This window comes from Alteromonas oceanisediminis (assembly GCF_018474025.1).
GTDB lineage: Bacteria > Pseudomonadota > Gammaproteobacteria > Enterobacterales > Alteromonadaceae > Alteromonas_E > Alteromonas_E oceanisediminis.
In genome coordinates, this window is sequence record NZ_JAHCTA010000002.1 from 356,563 (window position 1) to 374,741 (window position 18,179).

General features: G+C 48.3%; 22 protein-coding genes. 14 read left to right on the top strand and 8 right to left on the bottom strand.

The genetic code is table 11. The annotated features are described in order from the left end of the window. Positions 1-5: 5 nt before the first annotated feature. Genes KIU71_RS04725 through KIU71_RS04755 form a run of 7 tightly spaced genes read right to left on the bottom strand, consistent with a single transcriptional unit; the run spans position 6 to position 5,099 of the window. Positions 6-1,187 (bottom strand): glutathionylspermidine synthase family protein, encoded by a 1,182-nt coding sequence (locus KIU71_RS04725; protein WP_214130162.1) that lies wholly within the window; start codon positions 1,185-1,187, stop codon positions 6-8. Between the two features lies 1 nt (position 1,188). Further along, the gene (locus KIU71_RS04730) at positions 1,189-1,806 is read right to left on the bottom strand and encodes a DUF1190 domain-containing protein (protein ID WP_214130025.1); all 618 of its coding nucleotides are present in this window, start codon (positions 1,804-1,806) and stop codon (positions 1,189-1,191) included. A gap of 11 nt (positions 1,807-1,817) precedes the next feature. Continuing rightward, a complete protein-coding gene (locus tag KIU71_RS04735; protein ID WP_214130026.1) occupies positions 1,818-2,234 on the bottom strand; it encodes a DUF350 domain-containing protein in 417 nt (138 codons plus the stop codon). Between the two features lie 22 nt (positions 2,235-2,256). After that, positions 2,257-2,901, bottom strand: a complete 645-nt coding sequence (locus KIU71_RS04740) for a YjfK family protein (RefSeq protein WP_214130027.1) — start codon at positions 2,899-2,901, stop codon at positions 2,257-2,259. Further along, on the bottom strand, positions 2,894-3,964 hold the full coding sequence (locus KIU71_RS04745) for a potassium channel family protein (protein WP_214130028.1): 1,071 nt from the start codon (positions 3,962-3,964) through the stop codon (positions 2,894-2,896). Before KIU71_RS04745 ends, KIU71_RS04740 begins: the two co-directional genes overlap by 8 nt. 36 nt (positions 3,965-4,000) lie before the next feature. Continuing rightward, positions 4,001-4,681, bottom strand: coding sequence for a PspA/IM30 family protein (locus KIU71_RS04750; protein ID WP_214130029.1), 681 nt, complete (start codon positions 4,679-4,681; stop codon positions 4,001-4,003). A gap of 19 nt (positions 4,682-4,700) precedes the next feature. After that, positions 4,701-5,099, bottom strand: coding sequence for a YjfI family protein (locus KIU71_RS04755; protein WP_214130030.1), 399 nt, complete (start codon positions 5,097-5,099; stop codon positions 4,701-4,703). A gap of 201 nt (positions 5,100-5,300) precedes the next feature. On the opposite strand from KIU71_RS04755, the gene KIU71_RS04760 reads away from it, so the two are divergent. The 7 genes from KIU71_RS04760 to KIU71_RS04790 all read left to right on the top strand — a co-directional run bounded on the left by KIU71_RS04760 (position 5,301) and on the right by KIU71_RS04790 (position 12,429). Continuing rightward, positions 5,301-5,564, top strand: a complete 264-nt coding sequence (locus KIU71_RS04760; RefSeq protein WP_214130031.1) for a DUF6471 domain-containing protein — start codon at positions 5,301-5,303, stop codon at positions 5,562-5,564. 230 nt (positions 5,565-5,794) lie between these two features. After that, positions 5,795-6,835 (top strand): tRNA preQ1(34) S-adenosylmethionine ribosyltransferase-isomerase QueA, encoded by a 1,041-nt coding sequence (gene queA, locus KIU71_RS04765; protein ID WP_214130032.1) that lies wholly within the window; start codon positions 5,795-5,797, stop codon positions 6,833-6,835. Between the two features lie 73 nt (positions 6,836-6,908). Further along, entirely contained in the window at positions 6,909-8,021 is a 1,113-nt protein-coding gene (gene tgt, locus KIU71_RS04770) for a tRNA guanosine(34) transglycosylase Tgt (RefSeq protein WP_214130033.1), read from the top strand. Between the two features lie 22 nt (positions 8,022-8,043). Continuing rightward, positions 8,044-8,379 carry a preprotein translocase subunit YajC gene (gene yajC, locus KIU71_RS04775; protein ID WP_214130034.1) on the top strand — a complete coding sequence of 112 codons (336 nt, stop codon included), beginning with the start codon at positions 8,044-8,046 and terminating at the stop codon, positions 8,377-8,379. A 51-nt stretch (positions 8,380-8,430) separates the two neighbouring features. Next, positions 8,431-10,275, top strand: coding sequence for a protein translocase subunit SecD (gene secD / locus KIU71_RS04780; RefSeq protein WP_214130035.1), 1,845 nt, complete (start codon positions 8,431-8,433; stop codon positions 10,273-10,275). Between the two features lie 10 nt (positions 10,276-10,285). Beyond that, positions 10,286-11,233: a protein translocase subunit SecF gene (gene secF / locus KIU71_RS04785; RefSeq protein WP_214130036.1), complete on the top strand. Its 948-nt coding sequence runs from the start codon at positions 10,286-10,288 to the stop codon at positions 11,231-11,233. A 188-nt stretch (positions 11,234-11,421) separates the two neighbouring features. Next, entirely contained in the window at positions 11,422-12,429 is a 1,008-nt protein-coding gene (locus KIU71_RS04790) for a YihY/virulence factor BrkB family protein (RefSeq protein ID WP_250207255.1), read from the top strand. A gap of 8 nt (positions 12,430-12,437) precedes the next feature. Here the strand turns inward: KIU71_RS04790 and suhB are convergent, their stop codons facing one another. Next, positions 12,438-13,211: an inositol-1-monophosphatase gene (suhB, locus tag KIU71_RS04795; protein WP_214130037.1), complete on the bottom strand. Its 774-nt coding sequence runs from the start codon at positions 13,209-13,211 to the stop codon at positions 12,438-12,440. A gap of 216 nt (positions 13,212-13,427) precedes the next feature. Between suhB and trmJ the strand changes: the two genes are divergently transcribed. The 7 genes from trmJ (at position 13,428) to hscB (ending at position 18,173) form a co-directional block, all read left to right on the top strand. Then, entirely contained in the window at positions 13,428-14,201 is a 774-nt protein-coding gene (trmJ, locus tag KIU71_RS04800) for a tRNA (cytosine(32)/uridine(32)-2'-O)-methyltransferase TrmJ (protein WP_214130038.1), read from the top strand. A 5-nt stretch (positions 14,202-14,206) separates the two neighbouring features. Continuing rightward, positions 14,207-15,040, top strand: a complete 834-nt coding sequence (cysE, locus tag KIU71_RS04805) for a serine O-acetyltransferase (protein ID WP_214130039.1) — start codon at positions 14,207-14,209, stop codon at positions 15,038-15,040. A gap of 105 nt (positions 15,041-15,145) precedes the next feature. Then, positions 15,146-15,634 (top strand): Fe-S cluster assembly transcriptional regulator IscR, encoded by a 489-nt coding sequence (gene iscR, locus KIU71_RS04810; RefSeq protein WP_214130040.1) that lies wholly within the window; start codon positions 15,146-15,148, stop codon positions 15,632-15,634. Between the two features lie 13 nt (positions 15,635-15,647). Further along, entirely contained in the window at positions 15,648-16,871 is a 1,224-nt protein-coding gene (locus tag KIU71_RS04815) for an IscS subfamily cysteine desulfurase (protein WP_214130041.1), read from the top strand. A 34-nt stretch (positions 16,872-16,905) separates the two neighbouring features. After that, positions 16,906-17,298 carry a Fe-S cluster assembly scaffold IscU gene (gene iscU / locus KIU71_RS04820; RefSeq protein WP_214130042.1) on the top strand — a complete coding sequence of 131 codons (393 nt, stop codon included), beginning with the start codon at positions 16,906-16,908 and terminating at the stop codon, positions 17,296-17,298. 15 nt (positions 17,299-17,313) lie between these two features. Then, positions 17,314-17,637 (top strand): iron-sulfur cluster assembly protein IscA, encoded by a 324-nt coding sequence (gene iscA, locus KIU71_RS04825; RefSeq protein WP_214130043.1) that lies wholly within the window; start codon positions 17,314-17,316, stop codon positions 17,635-17,637. A gap of 11 nt (positions 17,638-17,648) precedes the next feature. Continuing rightward, the gene (gene hscB, locus KIU71_RS04830; RefSeq protein ID WP_214130164.1) at positions 17,649-18,173 is read left to right on the top strand and encodes a co-chaperone HscB; all 525 of its coding nucleotides are present in this window, start codon (positions 17,649-17,651) and stop codon (positions 18,171-18,173) included. Positions 18,174-18,179 lie beyond the last annotated feature (6 nt).

Here is an 18,179-nt window from a genome sequence, read left to right on the forward strand (position 1 = left end):
TTGCCCTACAAAATCACGTGGGGGAGATAACGTGAGAGGTCTTCCGTAACCGCAGAGTGATCTTCACGAATTGAGATGCCAGCCGGTTGGTCGTCAACCAACCAGGATCCGATGAGCGTGTAGTTTTGTTCAAATTTAGGTAACTGATGAAAGGCCTGTACAATACTGCCTTCTTCGCCATACGGGCCACCGGTATCGAGTAAAGTTTGCCCGTTTTCAACGACGCGAATGTTTGCGCCTTCGCGTGAGAACAAGGGCTTGTAAACCCATTTCTTCACGTCAGCTTGGCTGATTTTGTGCGTTTCATCGGCAAAAAACGCCGGTAACAAGTTGGGATGACTGGGAAACATCTTCCACAATAACGGCAACAATGCCTTGTTCGACAATACGCTTTTCCATAGCGGTTCAACCCATTGCGTGGGTGAAGTTAATAATGCATCGGAAAAGGATTCGCGCAGCATAAACTCCCAGGGATACAGTTTGAAACACCACTGCAAAGGCTCATCATTGAGGTCAGTAAAAACGCCTGTATCGGCAATACCAATATCTTCAATGTACACAAACCCATTATTGATGTGTGCTTCGCTGGCGCAATCTTGAAGATATTGCACCGTGCCGCGATCTTCATCCGTGTCTTTACAGCAGCTAAAATGCATTTGTGCATCTGAAGGCATCTGATAATACTGGCGGATCTCAGCGAATCGGTTGATGAGCTTTTCTTGCAGAGAGTTGAATTGATCGGCAGCACGAGAAAGGCGGCCATTGTTCACATTGTCTTCCAGCCACAGCCACTGCCAGAATCCGCTTTCATACAAGGATGTTGGCGTATCAGCATTGTTTTCTAATAATTTTGCCGGAGAGGCACCATCGTAAATCAAATCCAGACGGGAATATAACGACGGTTCACGTTGTTGCCAACTGCGATGCACACTGTCCCAAAATGCCGGCGGTATTTTGAATTTTGCCAGCAGCTCTTCGCTGTTGACTACCTGTTCGACAGCATCTAAACACATCGCATGAAGCTCTGCAGTTGGATCTTCCAGATGTTGCTCTATTTGCGTTAACGTAAACTGGTAGTAGGCGGTTTCGTCCCAATAAGGCTCACCATGCATTGTATGGAAGTGAAAACCGAATTCACTGGCGCGTTGGCGCCAATGCTTTCTTTCCGCAATGGGCAGTCGCAGCAAATTAGCCGCCCCAGCCAGATTTGCGCGACGAAGTGCCCCAGCTCGATTTAGCGCGGACACTACTGCCAAACCCACCGCGCTTAATGGTGCGATTGACTTCCGGTTTTTTGGCTAAGGTTGAGTCTCTAACGCGATACTTACGATTGCGGATGTCGCCGTCAAACACATAGCCGTCAGCCATAACCCAGCGGGAGCGGAAAGGTGAGTGGCGTGAGTAGGAGGTAAACATGGGTTGTGAGTAATAGCGTGAAGGCGATAATAAACTACTGACCATGTAGCCCGCCATAAATGGCATAAAAAACGAACCGCTTGAGGTATTGACCGTGCGACATTGGTTCGGGCCAAATTCGTACTCGCAATCGTACTCAGAGCTGAATTTGGGGCCGGTTCTCAGTGCTTCATCCTGTGCTTCCTGAAAGGCACTGCGACAGGTCTCAGCGGCGGAAGCCGGGTTATCGTTCAGGCACTCCTGCAATGAGGTGTAAATAATGCCTTCTTTGCGCTCTTCTCCACAGCCGGTCAGAAAAACACCGGCAATGCCAATGGCCAGCGGTTTTAGCGCAAAACTTTTGCGCATACGCGCGAGATTAATTGACGCTGTGCGTTTACGAACTGTCATAGCAGCGCCTCCTAATAGGTCATGCAGGCCGCGTTAAGCAAGCCCACCGCAATTGAAACTGCAGCTAACATCACGCCGGCAGACACTTCATTATTATTGATGCGCTCAGCAATTTTAGGCATAAAGGTGAAGCGTAAAATAGCAAAAGCCAATGCTTGCGCGACGATGGCAACCACTCCCCATACGGCAAAATCAATCAACGATTGCGAGTTGGCAACAGCGCCACTGAGGGCAATCGCAAAACCCACCATCGCGCCGCCAAATCCGGCCGCTGCTGCAACGCTTTTTTGCTCTTTGACCAGTTTCCACTCATCGTGCGGCGTGACAAAAGCATAAACAATTTTGAACACGAATAAGAACACAATGCTCAGCGCAAAGTACACGGCAAAGTTGTCCAGTCCCGAAATTGAAGTCAATAGTGCGTCCATTTGAGTTCCTTATAATCGGCGTTTAGCCATTTATCTTAATGTCGCTGGGCTGAATATCAAACCCAGTGCTATACACAACACAGCGGTCAGCGTTATAGCCAACCACTTTTTCCTCTCCGGAAACCAACAACGATTCTGTCATATCGGCGTTGATTTCACGCTCGTAGAGCATCATAAACTGATCTGTGCTGCTAGTGTCACCATCTTCTTCATAGGTTTTTTCCGTCACGGCCACGGGAGGTGATGTTTCTCCGACGGCTTCCCACACGCGATGAAATGAAGTGCCATCAAGATCAAAAACCGGCTGCGAGATACCACCGTTGAGTTGTGCCTGCCACTGCGCTTCATCGCCCACCGTTTTGGTGTCGTAAAAGTACCAGAGTTTGACGTCAGTAATGTGCGATTCGGTCTCCCCGCCGTCAAGGATCACCTGCAGAAATGCGTCATCGTCTGTGTAGAAGCGTAACATCTTTCCACCACTGTCTAGCTCCGCTTCTCCCACGGCCTGAATGATGTGCTTACTGGCCGGATTCTCGATGGTGAGTTGTGGCACAATTAGACGCAACTTGAGTTCATCCAACTCAAATGATCCTCCCAGATACAGACCCATGATTTCCGGTGCTTTGGGGGGCTGTGCAGGCTTTTCGCCAAACCATTTTTTAAACATCACGAGCCTCCTTGTGAGCTAAACGCGACCAATCGATGTTATTCACGCGATGTTCCGCAATGTAAAATAACTTGTCACCGCCTTGCACTGTATCCGACAGCGGTGGATTAACGCGCATAAGCCGGTAATCGCCTTTGGGGGCGTAGCCAATCAATATCGCATCATAGTGTGTTTTAAAATTACTAAATAACGCGCTGATAGGCAGGCTGTTGATATCGTTTGGGATCAACACGGAGTACTGTGCTTGTCCTTCCTGAACATCCAATAAATCGTGGTGTAACACACTGGAACCCGGGTCAAAGGCAGATTTTGCCAACATTTCAACGGCTACACTGGGTGTACACTCAACGTTGGGGCAATGTTTTACCAATAGCTTGGATAAGCTCTCATCCTGAAAATAGGCAACAATGTGTGCTGTGGTGTTTTGATGTGAACAGTATAACGCGGTTGTCATTGTTACGTCGTCAAGAGGATTGTCGATAATAATGGTTCGAGCGTCTTTCACTCCAGCTCGCTCCATGTGGTCGTCATCGTTAAACGAGGTCACTTTAACAAATTCAATATCGCCGGGAAGGGGGTTTGTGATTTCGGCGCGCACGCACAGAACGATATCGGGTTTATCCGATGAGTCGGCGCGCTCCTGCAATAGCAGTTTGAGCAACTGTAATGTGCGGGCTTCGTTCCAGCCGATGACTAAAATGTGATCATTTACCGTTAGTGTTTTCAAACCGAGAACTCCTCGTTGCCATTGGCGCGTTACCCAGCCAGCAATCCGTCCGACCACCAGTGCAAAAATGCTCAGCCCCAAGGGAATGATGTAAAACGCAACGATCATTTTCCCTGCCGGTGTGGTGGGCGACAAATCGCCGTAGCCCACTGTCGAACCGGTAACAGCCAGCCAATAAACAAATTCGCTCAGGGAGAGCAGGGCTGTTTCGTTCGCAACGAGCAGTAATAACCAACTGGTAATGGCGTAAAACAAAAGCGCCAGTACAATAGTGTACCAGCGCGCTTCGGAAAAATGTTGCAGCATGACTTTGCGGACTTTGACCCACACGTTCATGCGTTCAACCTGATGTTGACGAGCCGGAGGCAAGGCTTACTTGCCCAAAATGCGGCTCAGTTCGTCATCAGCCGATGACTTTCCGCCTTTAATGCCAGCTTGTGCTAAGCGAGATTCTAAGTCATCGTTCGACTCAGAACTGGCTAACTCTTCAGCGGCTTCAAGTTCGGCATTGCGTAACTTTTGTTTCTCCTGAATGCGCGATAACGACTCAGTGGCAGTTTTCATTTTACTGTTTGCACCCATGTGGCGTGAGGACACTGCCACTTGCGCTTTCTGTACAGATTCAGTGGCTTTTACCATATCAACTTGTTGCTCTAAGCGACGTAAGTTGGCTTTCGCCTGACTGATATTTCCGGCTAGCTGAACCTCAGATTTTTTGAACTGGTCCAAATAGCTCTGTTCGGCATCTCGCTCTTCGCTGAGATCAGACACTTTCTGTGCGCAATCCAGTGCCAACTGACGATCAGTTTCTACCGCTTTGCGCGCATGCTCTTCGTATTGCGCAATGCTGCTATTTAAGCTGTCAATTTTTTGCTGTGCGAGTTTGCACTTTGCTAATATTTGCGTACGTGCATGATCCGATTTGCGCAATTCTTCTTTCGCTTCGCGGATCTCTTGCTCGAGTATACGAATTGCCTGACTGTCGACCACTGATTGAGCCGCTTCATTTGCACCACCTTTTACCGCGGTGACCAACTTTTGCCATACTGACATAACTATTCTCCTACCCGAATTACAACGAGGCGTTTAAATGCGTTTGATAAGCATCAATAAAGGCGGCAACGTTCTGGAATAAGGTGTCTATTTCAATCAACACGCTTTCTTCCTTCGATTGCGCGCTCAATGCGCCAAATGCCGTGTAATAGTCTTCGCCACCCACGCTGGAAATGCCGACCGTGGTGAGTGGGAACACCATGTGAGTGCGTAAAATTTCATCATTCAATGCAGCAGTGTCTTTCACGTCAGTCACTGAAAAGAGCAAGCTCTCGACTAAAATTTGCTCGCCACTCAGGGCCAACCAGGCATCCAAACCATCTTCATTGGCAATCAACAAGCAGTGATCTTCAACGGTCACTACGTATTGGTCCTGCGCCGATAGCAGGCTTGAAAGTTGTTGCAAATTCCAGCTCATGTACATTCTCCTAAATGCGAATCACTTGACGTTATCACTCTAACCTTGTTTGCTTGATAAAACTATGACACCACGACGATTTATCGCTTGATGCCGGAAAAGTGTAGCTATAAGGAAGATTGTTTGTCAAACTATTATTGCAACAAAAGTGTCTTATTAATCACTTTTGTAAATTATAATTCACAAAAGTAGGTTTTAATTATGTCCGGAAATGCGACTAAAAACTGGCGTAACGTGGTTCAAAGAGTAGTGAAAACAGAGATGTCTCGCCGCGATATTCGCTACCAGGAATTGAGCGAACGCCTTGCCGCCATTGGTGTTATGCAAAGTGCCGACAATCTGCGTAACAAAGTGAATAAAGGGATTTTGGGGGCAGATTTATTGTTACAAATGTTGTCGGTACTGAATGTGAAGCAGTTGAGTTTTGACGACATTCACGAAATGTTGGCTGATGTCGAAGGATAAAAAAACCCGACGCGTGATGACACGGTCGGGTTAAAGGTTGTTTGAACAACAACAGACTTAAGGAAAACAACATGGTGGGCTGAGGTGTTTGCACGTGCTCAGCGCCAGTGGTTATAATTTAACCGCATTATTCGGAATTACCTAACACATTGGGGTATAACAATCGCATTGCTGGTATGCGTTTATATACGTAAACTACGCCGATTATTTTATTGCTGTAGCATACCGGAATGAAACTATCTGATTTTCACTTTGAATTACCTGAATCGCTGATTGCGAAATACCCTACGCCGGAGCGGACCGCTAGCCGTTTATTGTGCCTGGACGGAAACACCGGCGCAGTCGCACACAGAAAGTTCACAGACATTCTGTCTATTGTAAAGCCAAATGACCTGCTGATTTTTAACAATACGCGCGTCATTCCAGCGCGCTTGCTGGGTCAAAAGTCCACCGGTGGTCAAGTTGAGATATTGGTGGAGCGCATCATCAGTGAGTCTCAGGTGCTGGCGCATGTGCGGGCCAGTAAATCGCCAAAGCCTGGCAGTCGGCTGTTACTGGAAAACGCGGTTGAGGTTGAAGTGACGGGACGGCACGGTGCGTTATTTGAAATCACTTTCTTAGGCGATGTGCCGGTGCTGAGCCAACTAGAGCAGTACGGCCATATGCCATTGCCACCCTATATAGACCGCCCTGATGAAGACGCTGATCGTAGCCGGTATCAAACCGTTTATAACGAAAAGCCCGGTGCGGTGGCCGCACCGACCGCGGGTTTGCATTTTGATGATGCGATAATGGCAAAGCTTAAAGAGAGTGGAGTGCAACTGGCTTTTGTGACCTTGCATGTGGGAGCCGGAACGTTTCAACCGGTGCGTGTTGAAAATATTGAAGAGCATCAAATGCACGCTGAATATGCCGAGGTGCCGCAAAGCGTCGTTGATGCGGTTGTGAAAACGAAAGCCGCGGGCGGGCGTGTCATTGCTGTTGGCACTACGTCGGTGCGCTCGTTGGAATCAGCCTGTGCAAATCCGCAAGGAAACATTGCACCGTTGTTCGATGATACCAGCATATTCATCTACCCCGGCTACCGCTTTAAAGTGGTGGATGCGATGGTCACTAACTTTCACTTACCCGAATCCACGCTAATGATGCTGATCAGTGCGTTTGCGGGTCGTGATAACGTCATGCAGGCATACGCGCAAGCGATTGACGAAAAGTACCGCTTTTTCAGCTATGGTGACGCCATGTTCATTGAAAAACGCGATATCACATGACCTTCTCAATTTAGCTGGTATAATCGCGCCGCAAAAATCGCAACAATTAACGACCTAAGGCGGCTGAATTAACATGCAGTTTAATCTGTTAAACACCGACAACGGCGCGCGCCGTGGCCAGCTCGTGTTTGAGCGCGGAGTGGTGGAGACCCCCGCGTTTATGCCCGTGGGCACCTACGGCACAGTGAAAGGCATGACCCCAGAGGAACTGGATGAATCCGGTGCACATATCTGTCTCGGTAACACATTTCATTTAATGCTTCGTCCTGGCACGGGCATTATCAAGCAGCACGGTGATCTGCATGACTTTATGCACTGGCAAAAACCCATCCTTACGGACTCGGGTGGTTTTCAGGTGTTCTCTCTGGGGGATTTACGCAAAATCACCGAAGAGGGTGTCACCTTCCGCTCGCCGATTAACGGTGAAAAAATCCTATTAACACCCGAAAAGTCGATTCAGGTACAGCGCGATCTTGGTTCAGACATCGTGATGATTTTTGATGAGTGCACGCCTTATCCCGCGACGGAGCAGGAAGCGCGTCTATCGATGGAATTATCTTTGCGTTGGGCCAAACGCAGTAAAGATGAGCATGGCAGCAGTCGTTCGGCGCTTTTCGGTATTGTACAGGGTGGCATGTATGAAAGCCTTCGCGATGTGTCATTAGCGGGTTTGCTGGAAATAGATTTTGACGGCTATGCCATCGGTGGATTGTCGGTGGGAGAGCCCAAAGAAGACATGATCCGAATTTTGGATCATACCGCACACAAAATACCCGCTGATAAGCCACGTTACCTGATGGGCGTGGGTAAACCAGAAGATATCGTGGAAGCGGTACGACGCGGTGTAGATATGTTCGACTGTGTGATGCCGACGCGTAACGCCAGAAATGGCCACTTATTTGTGACGGAGGGGGTGGTTAAAATCCGCAACGCCGTGCACAAGACGGATACAGCACCGTTAGATGAAAATTGTGATTGCTACACTTGTAAAAATTATTCGCGTGCATACTTACACCACTTAGATAAGTGCAATGAAATACTCGGCGCACGGCTGAATACAATACATAACCTGCGCTATTATCAACGTGTAATGCAAGGGTTACGCGACGCGATAGAGAATAATCAGTTAGATGCCTTTGTCGCTGATTTTTATGCCAAGAAAAACATGCCGGTACCGGCACTATAACAATAAGTAACAGGGGAAAATTATGAGTTTTTTTATTTCTGACGCACATGCGCAGGCAGCTGGCAGCCCACAGGGTGGCGGCTTTGAAATGATTATTATGTTGGCGGTTTTCGGCCTGATTTTTTACTTTTTGCTGTATCGCCCACAAGCAAAGCGTGTCAAAGAGCATAAAAATCTGGTGTCATCATTGGGCAAAGGCGATGAAGTGCTGACTCAGGGTGGATTAGTTGGAAAAATCACCAAAGTGTCTGATGACAAAGACTTTATCGAAATTGCGCTGAATGAAACCAATAACATTGTGGTTCAAAAAGCCGCTGTCACTGCCGTATTGCCCAAAGGCACCATGAAAGCCATATAATCTGTCGGTAAAGCCGCTAAATTAGCGGCTTTACTGCAAAGGAATGTTGTTGTGTTAAATCAAAATCCTCTTTGGAAAACCCTGCTGGTACTTATCGTAGTGTTCGGGTGCGGGTTGTATGCTCTGCCGAATATTTATGGTGAAGACCATGCCGTGCAGATTTCTGCTGGCCGCAATGCTCAAGTGACCGAACAGTTGCTTGATCAGGTTAACGATGAATTAACCAAGGCAAATATTGCGATAAAGCGTATCGAATACGCTAACGATCAAATACTGGTGCGCGTGCCCGATTCAGATACTCAATTACTTGCACGTGAACATTTGGAAACCGCATTAGGCGATGAATATTTCGTTGCAATGAACTTAGCGCCGGACACACCGGAGTGGCTTGCTAATCTCGGTGGTTCGCCTATGAAACTCGGTCTAGACCTGCGTGGTGGTGTTCACTTCCTGATGGAAGTTGATATGAACTCTGCGCTGGAGAAAGCGCTGGAAGATGCGCAAGGCGATTTCAGAACGGCGCTACGCGAAGAAGGTATTCGTTATCGCACCGTACGTGCTAAAGAAAACGCCGTGGATATCCAGTTCCGCGATCAGGAAGCACTGGATAAAGCCGAGTTCTTCTTGCGCAATCGTAATCGCGATCTGGTGTTTGATGAGAAAGACGATTTGGTGTTAGAAGCCACATTCAGTGAAGCACGCCTACTCGAAATTCGTGACTATGCCGTTAAGCAAAACATTACGATTATCCGTAATCGGGTGAATCAACTCGGTGTTGCAGAGCCATTAGTTCAGAAACAAGGTGCTGACCGCATCGTTGTTCAACTGCCGGGTATTCAGGATACCGCCAAAGCGAAAGAGATATTGAATGCGACGGCGACACTTGAGTTTCGCATGGTTGATCAAAAGAACGATATTCGTGATGCGATGAATGGGCGTGTGCCGCCAGGCTCTCAGCTGATTGACGATCGTAATGGTGTGCCGCAGTTACTTGAAAAACGCATCATGCTGACGGGTAACCACATTATTGACGCGAATAGTGGCGTGGATGAATACGGCTTGCCACAAGTCAGTATATCCTTGGATTCAGATGGCGGGAATAAGATGTCGCGCAATACGCGGGGCAACATCGGTAAGCCAATGGCTACCGTGTTTATTGAATACAAAGCCACTGATGAACGTGATGCAGACGGCAAATTGGTCTTTGAAAAGCACGAGGAAGTGATTAACGTCGCGACTATTCGTGCACAACTGGGCAGTAATTTCCAGATAACCGGTATTGATTCTCCGCAAGAAGCGCGAGACCTCTCATTGCTTTTGCGTGCCGGAGCACTTATCGCGCCTATCCAAATAGTGGAAGAACGCACGGTGGGGCCAAGCCTGGGTAAAGAGAATATCGAACTGGGCATGCAAGCCATCATGTGGGGCATGGCGTTGGTGCTGTTTTTCATGCTGATTTACTATAAAGCGTTTGGCATCGTCGCCAATATTGCGTTGGTATCAAACGTCATTATGATTGTGGGAATCATGTCGATGATCCCGGGTGCAACGCTGACCCTTCCCGGTATGGCGGGTATCGTCCTAACCGTGGGTATGGCGGTTGACGCAAACGTGCTTATTTTTGAGCGGATACGCGAAGAAATTCGTGATGGCCGCAGTCCGCAGCAAGCAATTCATCATGGCTTTGATAGCGCATTTTCAACCATTTTGGACGCAAATATTACAACCTTTATTGCGGGGTTGATCTTGTTTGCCGTCGGCACAGGTCCAATCAAAGGGTTCTCCATTACGTTGATGATTGGTATCGCCACGTCAATGTTCACTGCAATTATTGTGACTCGCACACTGGTCAACCTCATTTGGGGCGGACGACGTGTTGAGAAACTGGCGATTTAAGGAGAATCATATGCAGTTTCAACTTTTAAAACTTAACGACACCGTCAACTTCATGAAGTTGAGGTTTCCGGCGATGATCCTATCGACCTTATTGATCATCGGTTCCATTGCGGCGCTGACGTTCAATAAACTCAATTGGGGGTTAGACTTCACCGGCGGTACGCTAATTGAAGTGGGCTATACGCAGGCAGCGGATTTAAGCAGTATCCGACAGGAACTGGATGCCGCTGATTTTGGTGATGCAATCGTACAGAACTTCGGCAGTAGTCAGGATGTACTTATTCGCATCGCACCGCGAGAGGGTATTGAGGCGGCGGTGATTGGCGACCAGGTGCTTGCAGCACTTAAAGCGGGCAATCCGAACGTGGAGATGCGCCGAATTGAGTTTGTCGGACCTAATGTGGGTGAAGAACTCACAGAGCAAGGCGGCCTAGCGATGCTGGTAGCGCTGATTTGTATTTTGATTTACGTGGCGATGCGCTTCGAGTGGCGCTTTGCGCTGGGGTCAGTGGGCGCGTTGGCGCATGACGTTATCATCACCCTTGGCTTGTTTGCTGTGCTGCAACTGGAATTCGATCTCACCATTTTGGCTGCTGTGCTGGCGGTGATAGGTTACTCGCTCAATGACACCATTGTTGTTTCGGACCGTATTCGAGAAAACTTCCGCAAGGTGCGTAAAGGCACGCCAGAAGAAATTATCAATATTTCGCTGACGCAGACTCTAAATAGAACCATCATCACGTCACTCACCACGGTACTTGTGCTCTTGGCACTGTTCTATAAAGGTGGTGCCCTGATCCATGGTTTTGCCACGGCGTTGTTATTTGGTGTGGTGATCGGAACTTATTCATCGATTTACGTTGCCAGCTCAGTGGCGTTGTTCTTGGGGATCAGCAAGGAAGACTTGATGCCTCCTCAGGTTGAAAAGGAAGGCGAAGATTTAGAACCGATGCCCTGATGAGTCAGTGCGTTTTTTAAGTCATAGTCAACCCGCTTCGGCGGGTTTTTTTAGGCCAAATTGAAGGCCGCAAATGAGTAAAACTTTCACACTCCCGCAACACATCAGTGAATTTCGGCTCATCCTGTCACTGTGGGCAATCAACACTATGTGGCCGTAGGCCTGTCTAGGCATAACATGGGGCGCTATTGCTCAAAGGCGCAGATATTGCTTACCATGTTGACTTAGGCTTTTCGATCAGAGTGGATAATGTGTCAGTAAGTCAGCGAGAGGGGATAAGGGGGCCACACCGGTTTTCACTAAAGCAATGGTGGTCTGTGGCAAAGAATATTGCGCATACCGTGCAGAGTAATAACTTATCGCTGGTCGCTGCCGGTGTGGCATTTTATTTCCTCTTGGCTGTTTTTCCTCTTTTCGCTGGTGTCATTTCTTTGTATGGATTACTGATTTCGCCGGCTGAATTGACGCAACACATGAATTTTTTGATTAGCGTACTGCCACAAGACAGTCGGTTTATGTTGGAGCAGCAACTGCTCAAGTTAATAGAAAAGTCGGATCAGGCGCTCAGTTTCAGTTTGGTCGTGAGTGTTGCATTGACGGTCTGGGGCGGCAGCAAAGGCGCGCAGGCGCTGCTAATCGCCTGCAACATCAGCTATCGAGAATCTGAGAATCGAAGTTTCTTAAGTGCACTGGTTGCCCGCATCGTATTGACGCTTTCAACCATTGCCGTGATCATTTTTGCATTATTGCTGATCACCTTTTTGCCAGAATTGATCACTCTTGTTTTTGGCGACATTATGCCGTCGTTTGTGACCGATTGGCTGAGCTGGTTATTGTTGATGGTTATCTTTAATCTGGGCCTAGCGACGTTGTACCGCTATGGGCCGCACCGGCGGGCACCTAAATGGCGCTGGGTGTCGTTAGGCTCAGTGGTGGCGACGCTGCTATGGTTGATTGCCTCGTACGGATTTTCTGAATACGTTAGCGAGTATGCCAGTTATAACCAGACTTACGGTTCGATGGGCAGTATCGTCATCTTGTTGATGTGGTTTTATCTGAGTGCGTTTATCATTTTACTCGGTGCCGCCATGAACGCGTCACTGGAGTTTCACACCGAAGGAGATAGTACCATCGGCCCAGACAGGCCGATTGGAAAGCGCGGCGCCTATGTTGCTGACAACACGCCGCACGAATAAAGAAGTTATTACTTCAGGTATTTGACCAGATTTTGCACGACGCGTGGACTTCCCGCCACAATTTCGCCTGAAAATAGCGGGTCATTGTTGCCTTTAAAATCGGTCACAAGACCGCCAGATTCACGCACAAGAAGTTCGCCCGCCGCAATATCCCACGGTTTGATGCCACGCTCCCAATAACCGTCAAAGCGGCCAGATGCAACATACGCCATATCTAACGCAGCAGAGCCTGTGCGGCGAACATCACCACAGGCTAAAAATATCTGTGAAAATTGCTCTGTGTACGTTGCTAATGTGTCTTTTTGCTTAAACGGAAAAGCCGTCGCCAAAATGGTTTGGTTTAAGTCTTTGCTTTTCGATGTGCGGATGCGATAGCCATTAAGCTGGGCACCTGCGCCACGACTGGCGGTGAATAACTCACCACGAATGGGGTCAAACACCACCGCTTGATCGAGCCTACCTTTATGCATTAAAGCAATCGACACGCAAAAATGCGGTATGCCTTTAATAAAGTTAGTGGTGCCGTCAAGCGGATCTATGATCCAGGTAAAGGTTTCATCAGCGCCCTGCTTGCCACTTTCTTCACCGTGGAAAGCATGATCCGGGTAGGATTGTTTGATTTTACTGATGATGGCCTGTTCCGCTTCTTTGTCGATTTTTGTCACAAAATCATTAGCGCCTTTGGCTTGAGTTTCCAAATCGTCGCGGTTTTCAAAACCACGGGCAATGATATTACCGGCCACGCGCGCTGCGCGCACCGCAATGTTAAGCATTGGATGCATGTATTTCCACCATCAGTTGTCAAAGAACAAGGTCGTCAGAACGATCGTGCGGCTGTTCAAAAAACAGACGCTACGATTATCAGCGGCGCATGCTATCAGACTGGTGTCTTTTTGCAATCGATAATCCGATTACACGCGTCAAAAGCCCCTGTCAGCGTGTGCGGTTTGTGATAAACTGCGCGGCGTTTTTTCATTCTTCAGAGCGCGCCATTTATCATGTTAGACAATATTCGAATTGTATTGGTTAATACCTCCCACACCGGCAATATCGGCTCGGCGGCGCGCGCCATGAAAACCATGGGGCTCAGTCAACTCGTTTTGGTCGATCCGGTTTCACCACCAGACGGCAAATCCAGCGCATTGGCAGCCGGCGCTGGCGATGTGTTAGCAAACGCAAAAACTGTGGCGACATTGGAAGAAGCAGTACAAGATTGCGGTTTAGTCGTTGGTACTTCAGCACGCTCCAGAACGCATTCTTGGCCAATGCTAGACCCGCGTGAATGTGGCGTTAAGTTGGTCGAAGAAGTCACTCACTACCCGGTAGCACTGGTGTTCGGTCGAGAAAACAATGGGTTGTCCAACGAAGAATTGCAGCAATGTCACTTTCATGTGTGCATTCCCGCCAACCCTGAATATAGCTCGCTGAACCTTGCTGCCGCTGTTCAAACTCTGTGTTACGAAGTTCGCATGGCTCATTTGCAACGCGAGCAGACCAACAATGTGCAGGCTAGTGCGAACACGGCCGCCGAGTACCCTTTGTCGGCCGACTTAGAACGATTCTATGCACATTTGGAAACGACCTTATTGAACACAGGGTTTATCGTCAAAAACCATCCCGGTCACGTCATGATGAAGTTGCGACGCCTGTTCAACCGCGCCCGACCAGAGTCTCAAGAATTGAATATTTTGCGTGGAATTCTGTCATCTATCGACCGGTCTACTCATACGGCGAAACCTGCCAGCAGTGAAGAACACCCAGTAAAGGAGTAGAGTGAATGCTAAAACGCATCAAAGAAGATATTCGTAGCGTATTTCATCGAGACCCCGCAGCACGCACTACTTTTGAGGTATTAACGAATTATCCGGGGTTGCATGCGATTTGGTTGCACCGGCTGGCTCACAAACTATGGCGCAAGAACTGGAAGTGGTTGGGGCGTTCAGTATCTACATTTTCACGATGGTTAACCGGCATTGAAATTCATCCGGGCGCTCAATTAGGGCGGCGTTTTTTTATTGATCATGGCATGGGTGTGGTGATCGGCGAAACTGCCATCATCGGTGATGATGTGACTCTGTACCACGGTGTTACTTTGGGGGGAACCACGTGGAAAGCAGGTAAGCGTCATCCAACATTGGCGAATAATGTGGTTATCGGGGCGGGCGCAAAGGTGCTGGGCCCCATTACGATCCATGAGGGCGCAAAGGTCGGCTCAAACTCCGTGGTGGTTAAAGATGTGCCTGCGCACGCAACCGCAGTGGGTATACCGGGGCGTATTGTGCAAGCGCCTGCCAACAACAAAGCGCAGACATCTGCATTAGACAGTAAACGTCGGCATAAAATCGCTGAGAAATATGGTTTTGATGCTTACGCTGTCTCGATAGATAATCCTGATCCGGTGGCCAATGCGATGGGGGTGTTACTCGATCATGTTCACGTGATGGATGCCAAAGTGGAAGAAATGTGCACGGCTATCCAAGCCATGGGAGGCAACGTCTGTACCAAGTCACTGCACTCGTTAAGTATAGAAGACTTTGCTGATACGGGGCTCAAACCTACGGTGAGTATGAGTGCTGAAGAAAGCAATGAGGCATTCGACCCCAAAATTTAGCGAATAATACCTGAGTAATTTAGTCGGGTAAATACTTGACTAAATTAGTAGGTTATGTCAGTATTCAACGCATTGAAAACGTAGCTGGAAAGGTTTGGAAAGCGCATGAAATTGACATCAAAAGGGCGTTATGCGGTGACTGCGATGCTGGATGTCGCGCTTCACTCAGCGAAGGGCCCTGTGCCTCTTGCTGATATCTCTGAACGGCAAGAAATTTCACTGTCGTATTTAGAGCAGCTCTTCGCCCGTTTGCGTAAAGAAAAGCTTGTCGATAGTGTGCGAGGTCCCGGTGGTGGGTACTTACTGGGCCGTAGTGCTGGCGATATTCCAATTGGTGAAGTGATCCGTGCGGTTGATGAGTCAGTCGATGCTACGCGCTGTCAGGGGCAGTCCGATTGCCAAGGTGGTGAGCAATGTCTTACACACAGTTTATGGCAGGATCTGAGCGAGCGGATTAGCTTGTTTTTAAATGGTATTAGCCTCGGCGATTTGATGGATAAACGCGACGTTAAACGCGTTGCAACACGACAAGACCATTGTAAATCGAAAGCATCCACATTAATGAATGAAATTGAAGTCAGCTTACAGCTGTAATCGGAGCATTGTAATGAGTAAGGTTCAACTTCCTATTTATCTTGATTATTCGTCAACAACACCTGTTGACCCGCGTGTTGCGGCAAAAATGTCAGAATGCCTGACCCATGAAGGCAATTTTGGAAACCCGGCTTCGCGCTCACATCGCTTTGGTTGGGTCGCTGAAGAAGCGGTCGACGAAGCGCGTAATCATATCGCTGATTTAGTGAATGCCGACCCTCGTGAGATTGTCTTTACCAGCGGTGCAACCGAGTCTAATAACCTCGCTATTAAAGGTGCTGCGCATTTTTACTCGAAAAGAGGCAAGCATATTATAACGCTCAAAACTGAGCACAAAGCCGTCCTTGACACGACGCGCCAACTAGAGCGTGAAGGCTTCGAAGTCACTTACATGCAACCTGAGCCGAACGGCTTAGTTGATTTGAAAAAGCTTGAAGCTGAAATGCGCGATGACACGGTGTTGGTGTCGATCATGCACGTGAATAACGAGATTGGTGTGATCCAAGACATAACCGCGATTGGTGAATTGTGTCGTTCTCGAAAAATTTTATTCCATGTTGATGCGGCTCAGAGTACGGGCAAAGTGCCTATCGATTTGCAGTCGATGAAAGTTGACTTGATGTCATTTTCTGCACATAAAACCTATGGTCCGAAAGGTATTGGTGCGCTGTACGTGCGTCGTAAACCGCGCGTTCGCATTGAAGCTCAAATACACGGTGGTGGGCATGAGAGAGGAATGCGCTCAGGTACGCTGGCAACGCATCAAATTGTTGGTATGGGTGAGGCATTCCGTTTAGCAAAAGAAGAAATGGCTACGGAAAATGAGCGACTGCTGATGCTACGCAACAAGTTGTGGAACGGTATTAAAGATATTGAAGAAGTGACCGTGAATGGCGATATGGAGCAGCGTGTGGCGGCTAATTTGAACGTCAGCTTCAATTATGTTGAAGGTGAGTCGTTGATTATGGCGCTGAAAGATATGGCGGTATCGTCAGGTTCTGCGTGCACATCGGCAAGTCTTGAGCCGTCGTATGTATTGCGAGCACTTGGGCTTTCAGACGAGTTAGCACACAGCTCGATTCGCTTCAGCATGGGGCGCTTCACAACGGAAGAAGAAATAGACTATGTCATCAGCGTTGTTCGCAATGCGATCGACAAGCTGCGCGAGATGTCGCCGCTATGGGATATGTTCAAAGACGGTGTTGACTTAACCAAAGTTGAGTGGGTTCACCACTAGTCGTTGATTTAAACATTATTAAGAGGCAAGCGTTATGGCTTACAGTGAAAAAGTAATTGATCATTATGAAAATCCGCGCAACGTCGGTGCGTTCGACAAGAACGACCCTAGCATTGCAACCGGAATGGTGGGTGCACCAGCGTGTGGCGACGTGATGAAACTTCAGCTCAAAGTGGGTGAAAATGGGATCATCGAAGATGCCAAATTCAAGACCTATGGCTGTGGTTCAGCGATTGCATCAAGCTCGCTCGTGACCGAGTGGGTTAAGGGCAAGTCAATTGATGAAGCAACCAGTATCAAAAACACTGATATTGCTGCTGAGCTGGCTTTGCCTCCTGTCAAAATTCACTGCTCTATTTTGGCTGAAGATGCCATTAAAGCAGCAGTGGAAGATTACAAATCGCGTCAAAAAGCAGTAACGAACTAAATTTAGGAGCAGTTTGTGGGTATTAAAGTGTCTGATGCGGCGGCAACGCGCGCGAAAACATTTTTACAAAATCGAGGTTCAGGCCTTGGTATTCGCTTGGGTGTCAAAACCACGGGCTGCTCAGGTTTAGCGTACGTGCTCGAATTCGTTGATGACCTAAATGAAGATGACGAGGTGTTTGAAGATAATGGCGTTAAAATCATTATTGATGGCAAAAGCCTTGTCTACCTCGATGGCACTGAACTTGATTTTGCCAAAGAAGGGCTAAACGAAGGCTTCCAGTTCAACAACCCTAACGCCAACGGCGAGTGTGGTTGTGGCGAAAGTTTTAACGTTTAGCGTCGCACATGGTGAATTATTTCTCTCTGTTTTCGTTAACTGAATCCTTTGATATCGATCTAGCGTCGTTATCACGCACCTACCAAGAGCTTCAAAAGCTCACTCACCCCGATAAATTTGCCGGCGGCAGCGAGCAACAAAAGCGCGTTGCTCTGCAACGAAACTCTCAAGTGAACGATGGTTATCAGGTACTCAAAGCGCCGGTGAGTCGGGCGGAACATTTGCTCGCCCTGCGTGGCGTCGAACTGGCGCATGAAACGCAAACCATGCGGGACACGGATTTCTTGATGCAGCAGATGGAGTGGCGCGAAGCGCTAGCTGAAGTAGACAGTGCAGAGCAACCCATGGATGTGCTGGACGAATTGAACGACACTGTAGATGAACAACAAGCGGCGCTGAAGCAGCGCTTAAGCAGCTTGTTGGGCCAGCCCTCACAAGGAAATCTTCAAGAGGCCGCTGAGTCCGTGCGAAAATTAAAATTTATCAATAAGTTACAACGAGAGATAGCCGAAACAGAAGAGCGTCTCGAAGCGTAAACCTTA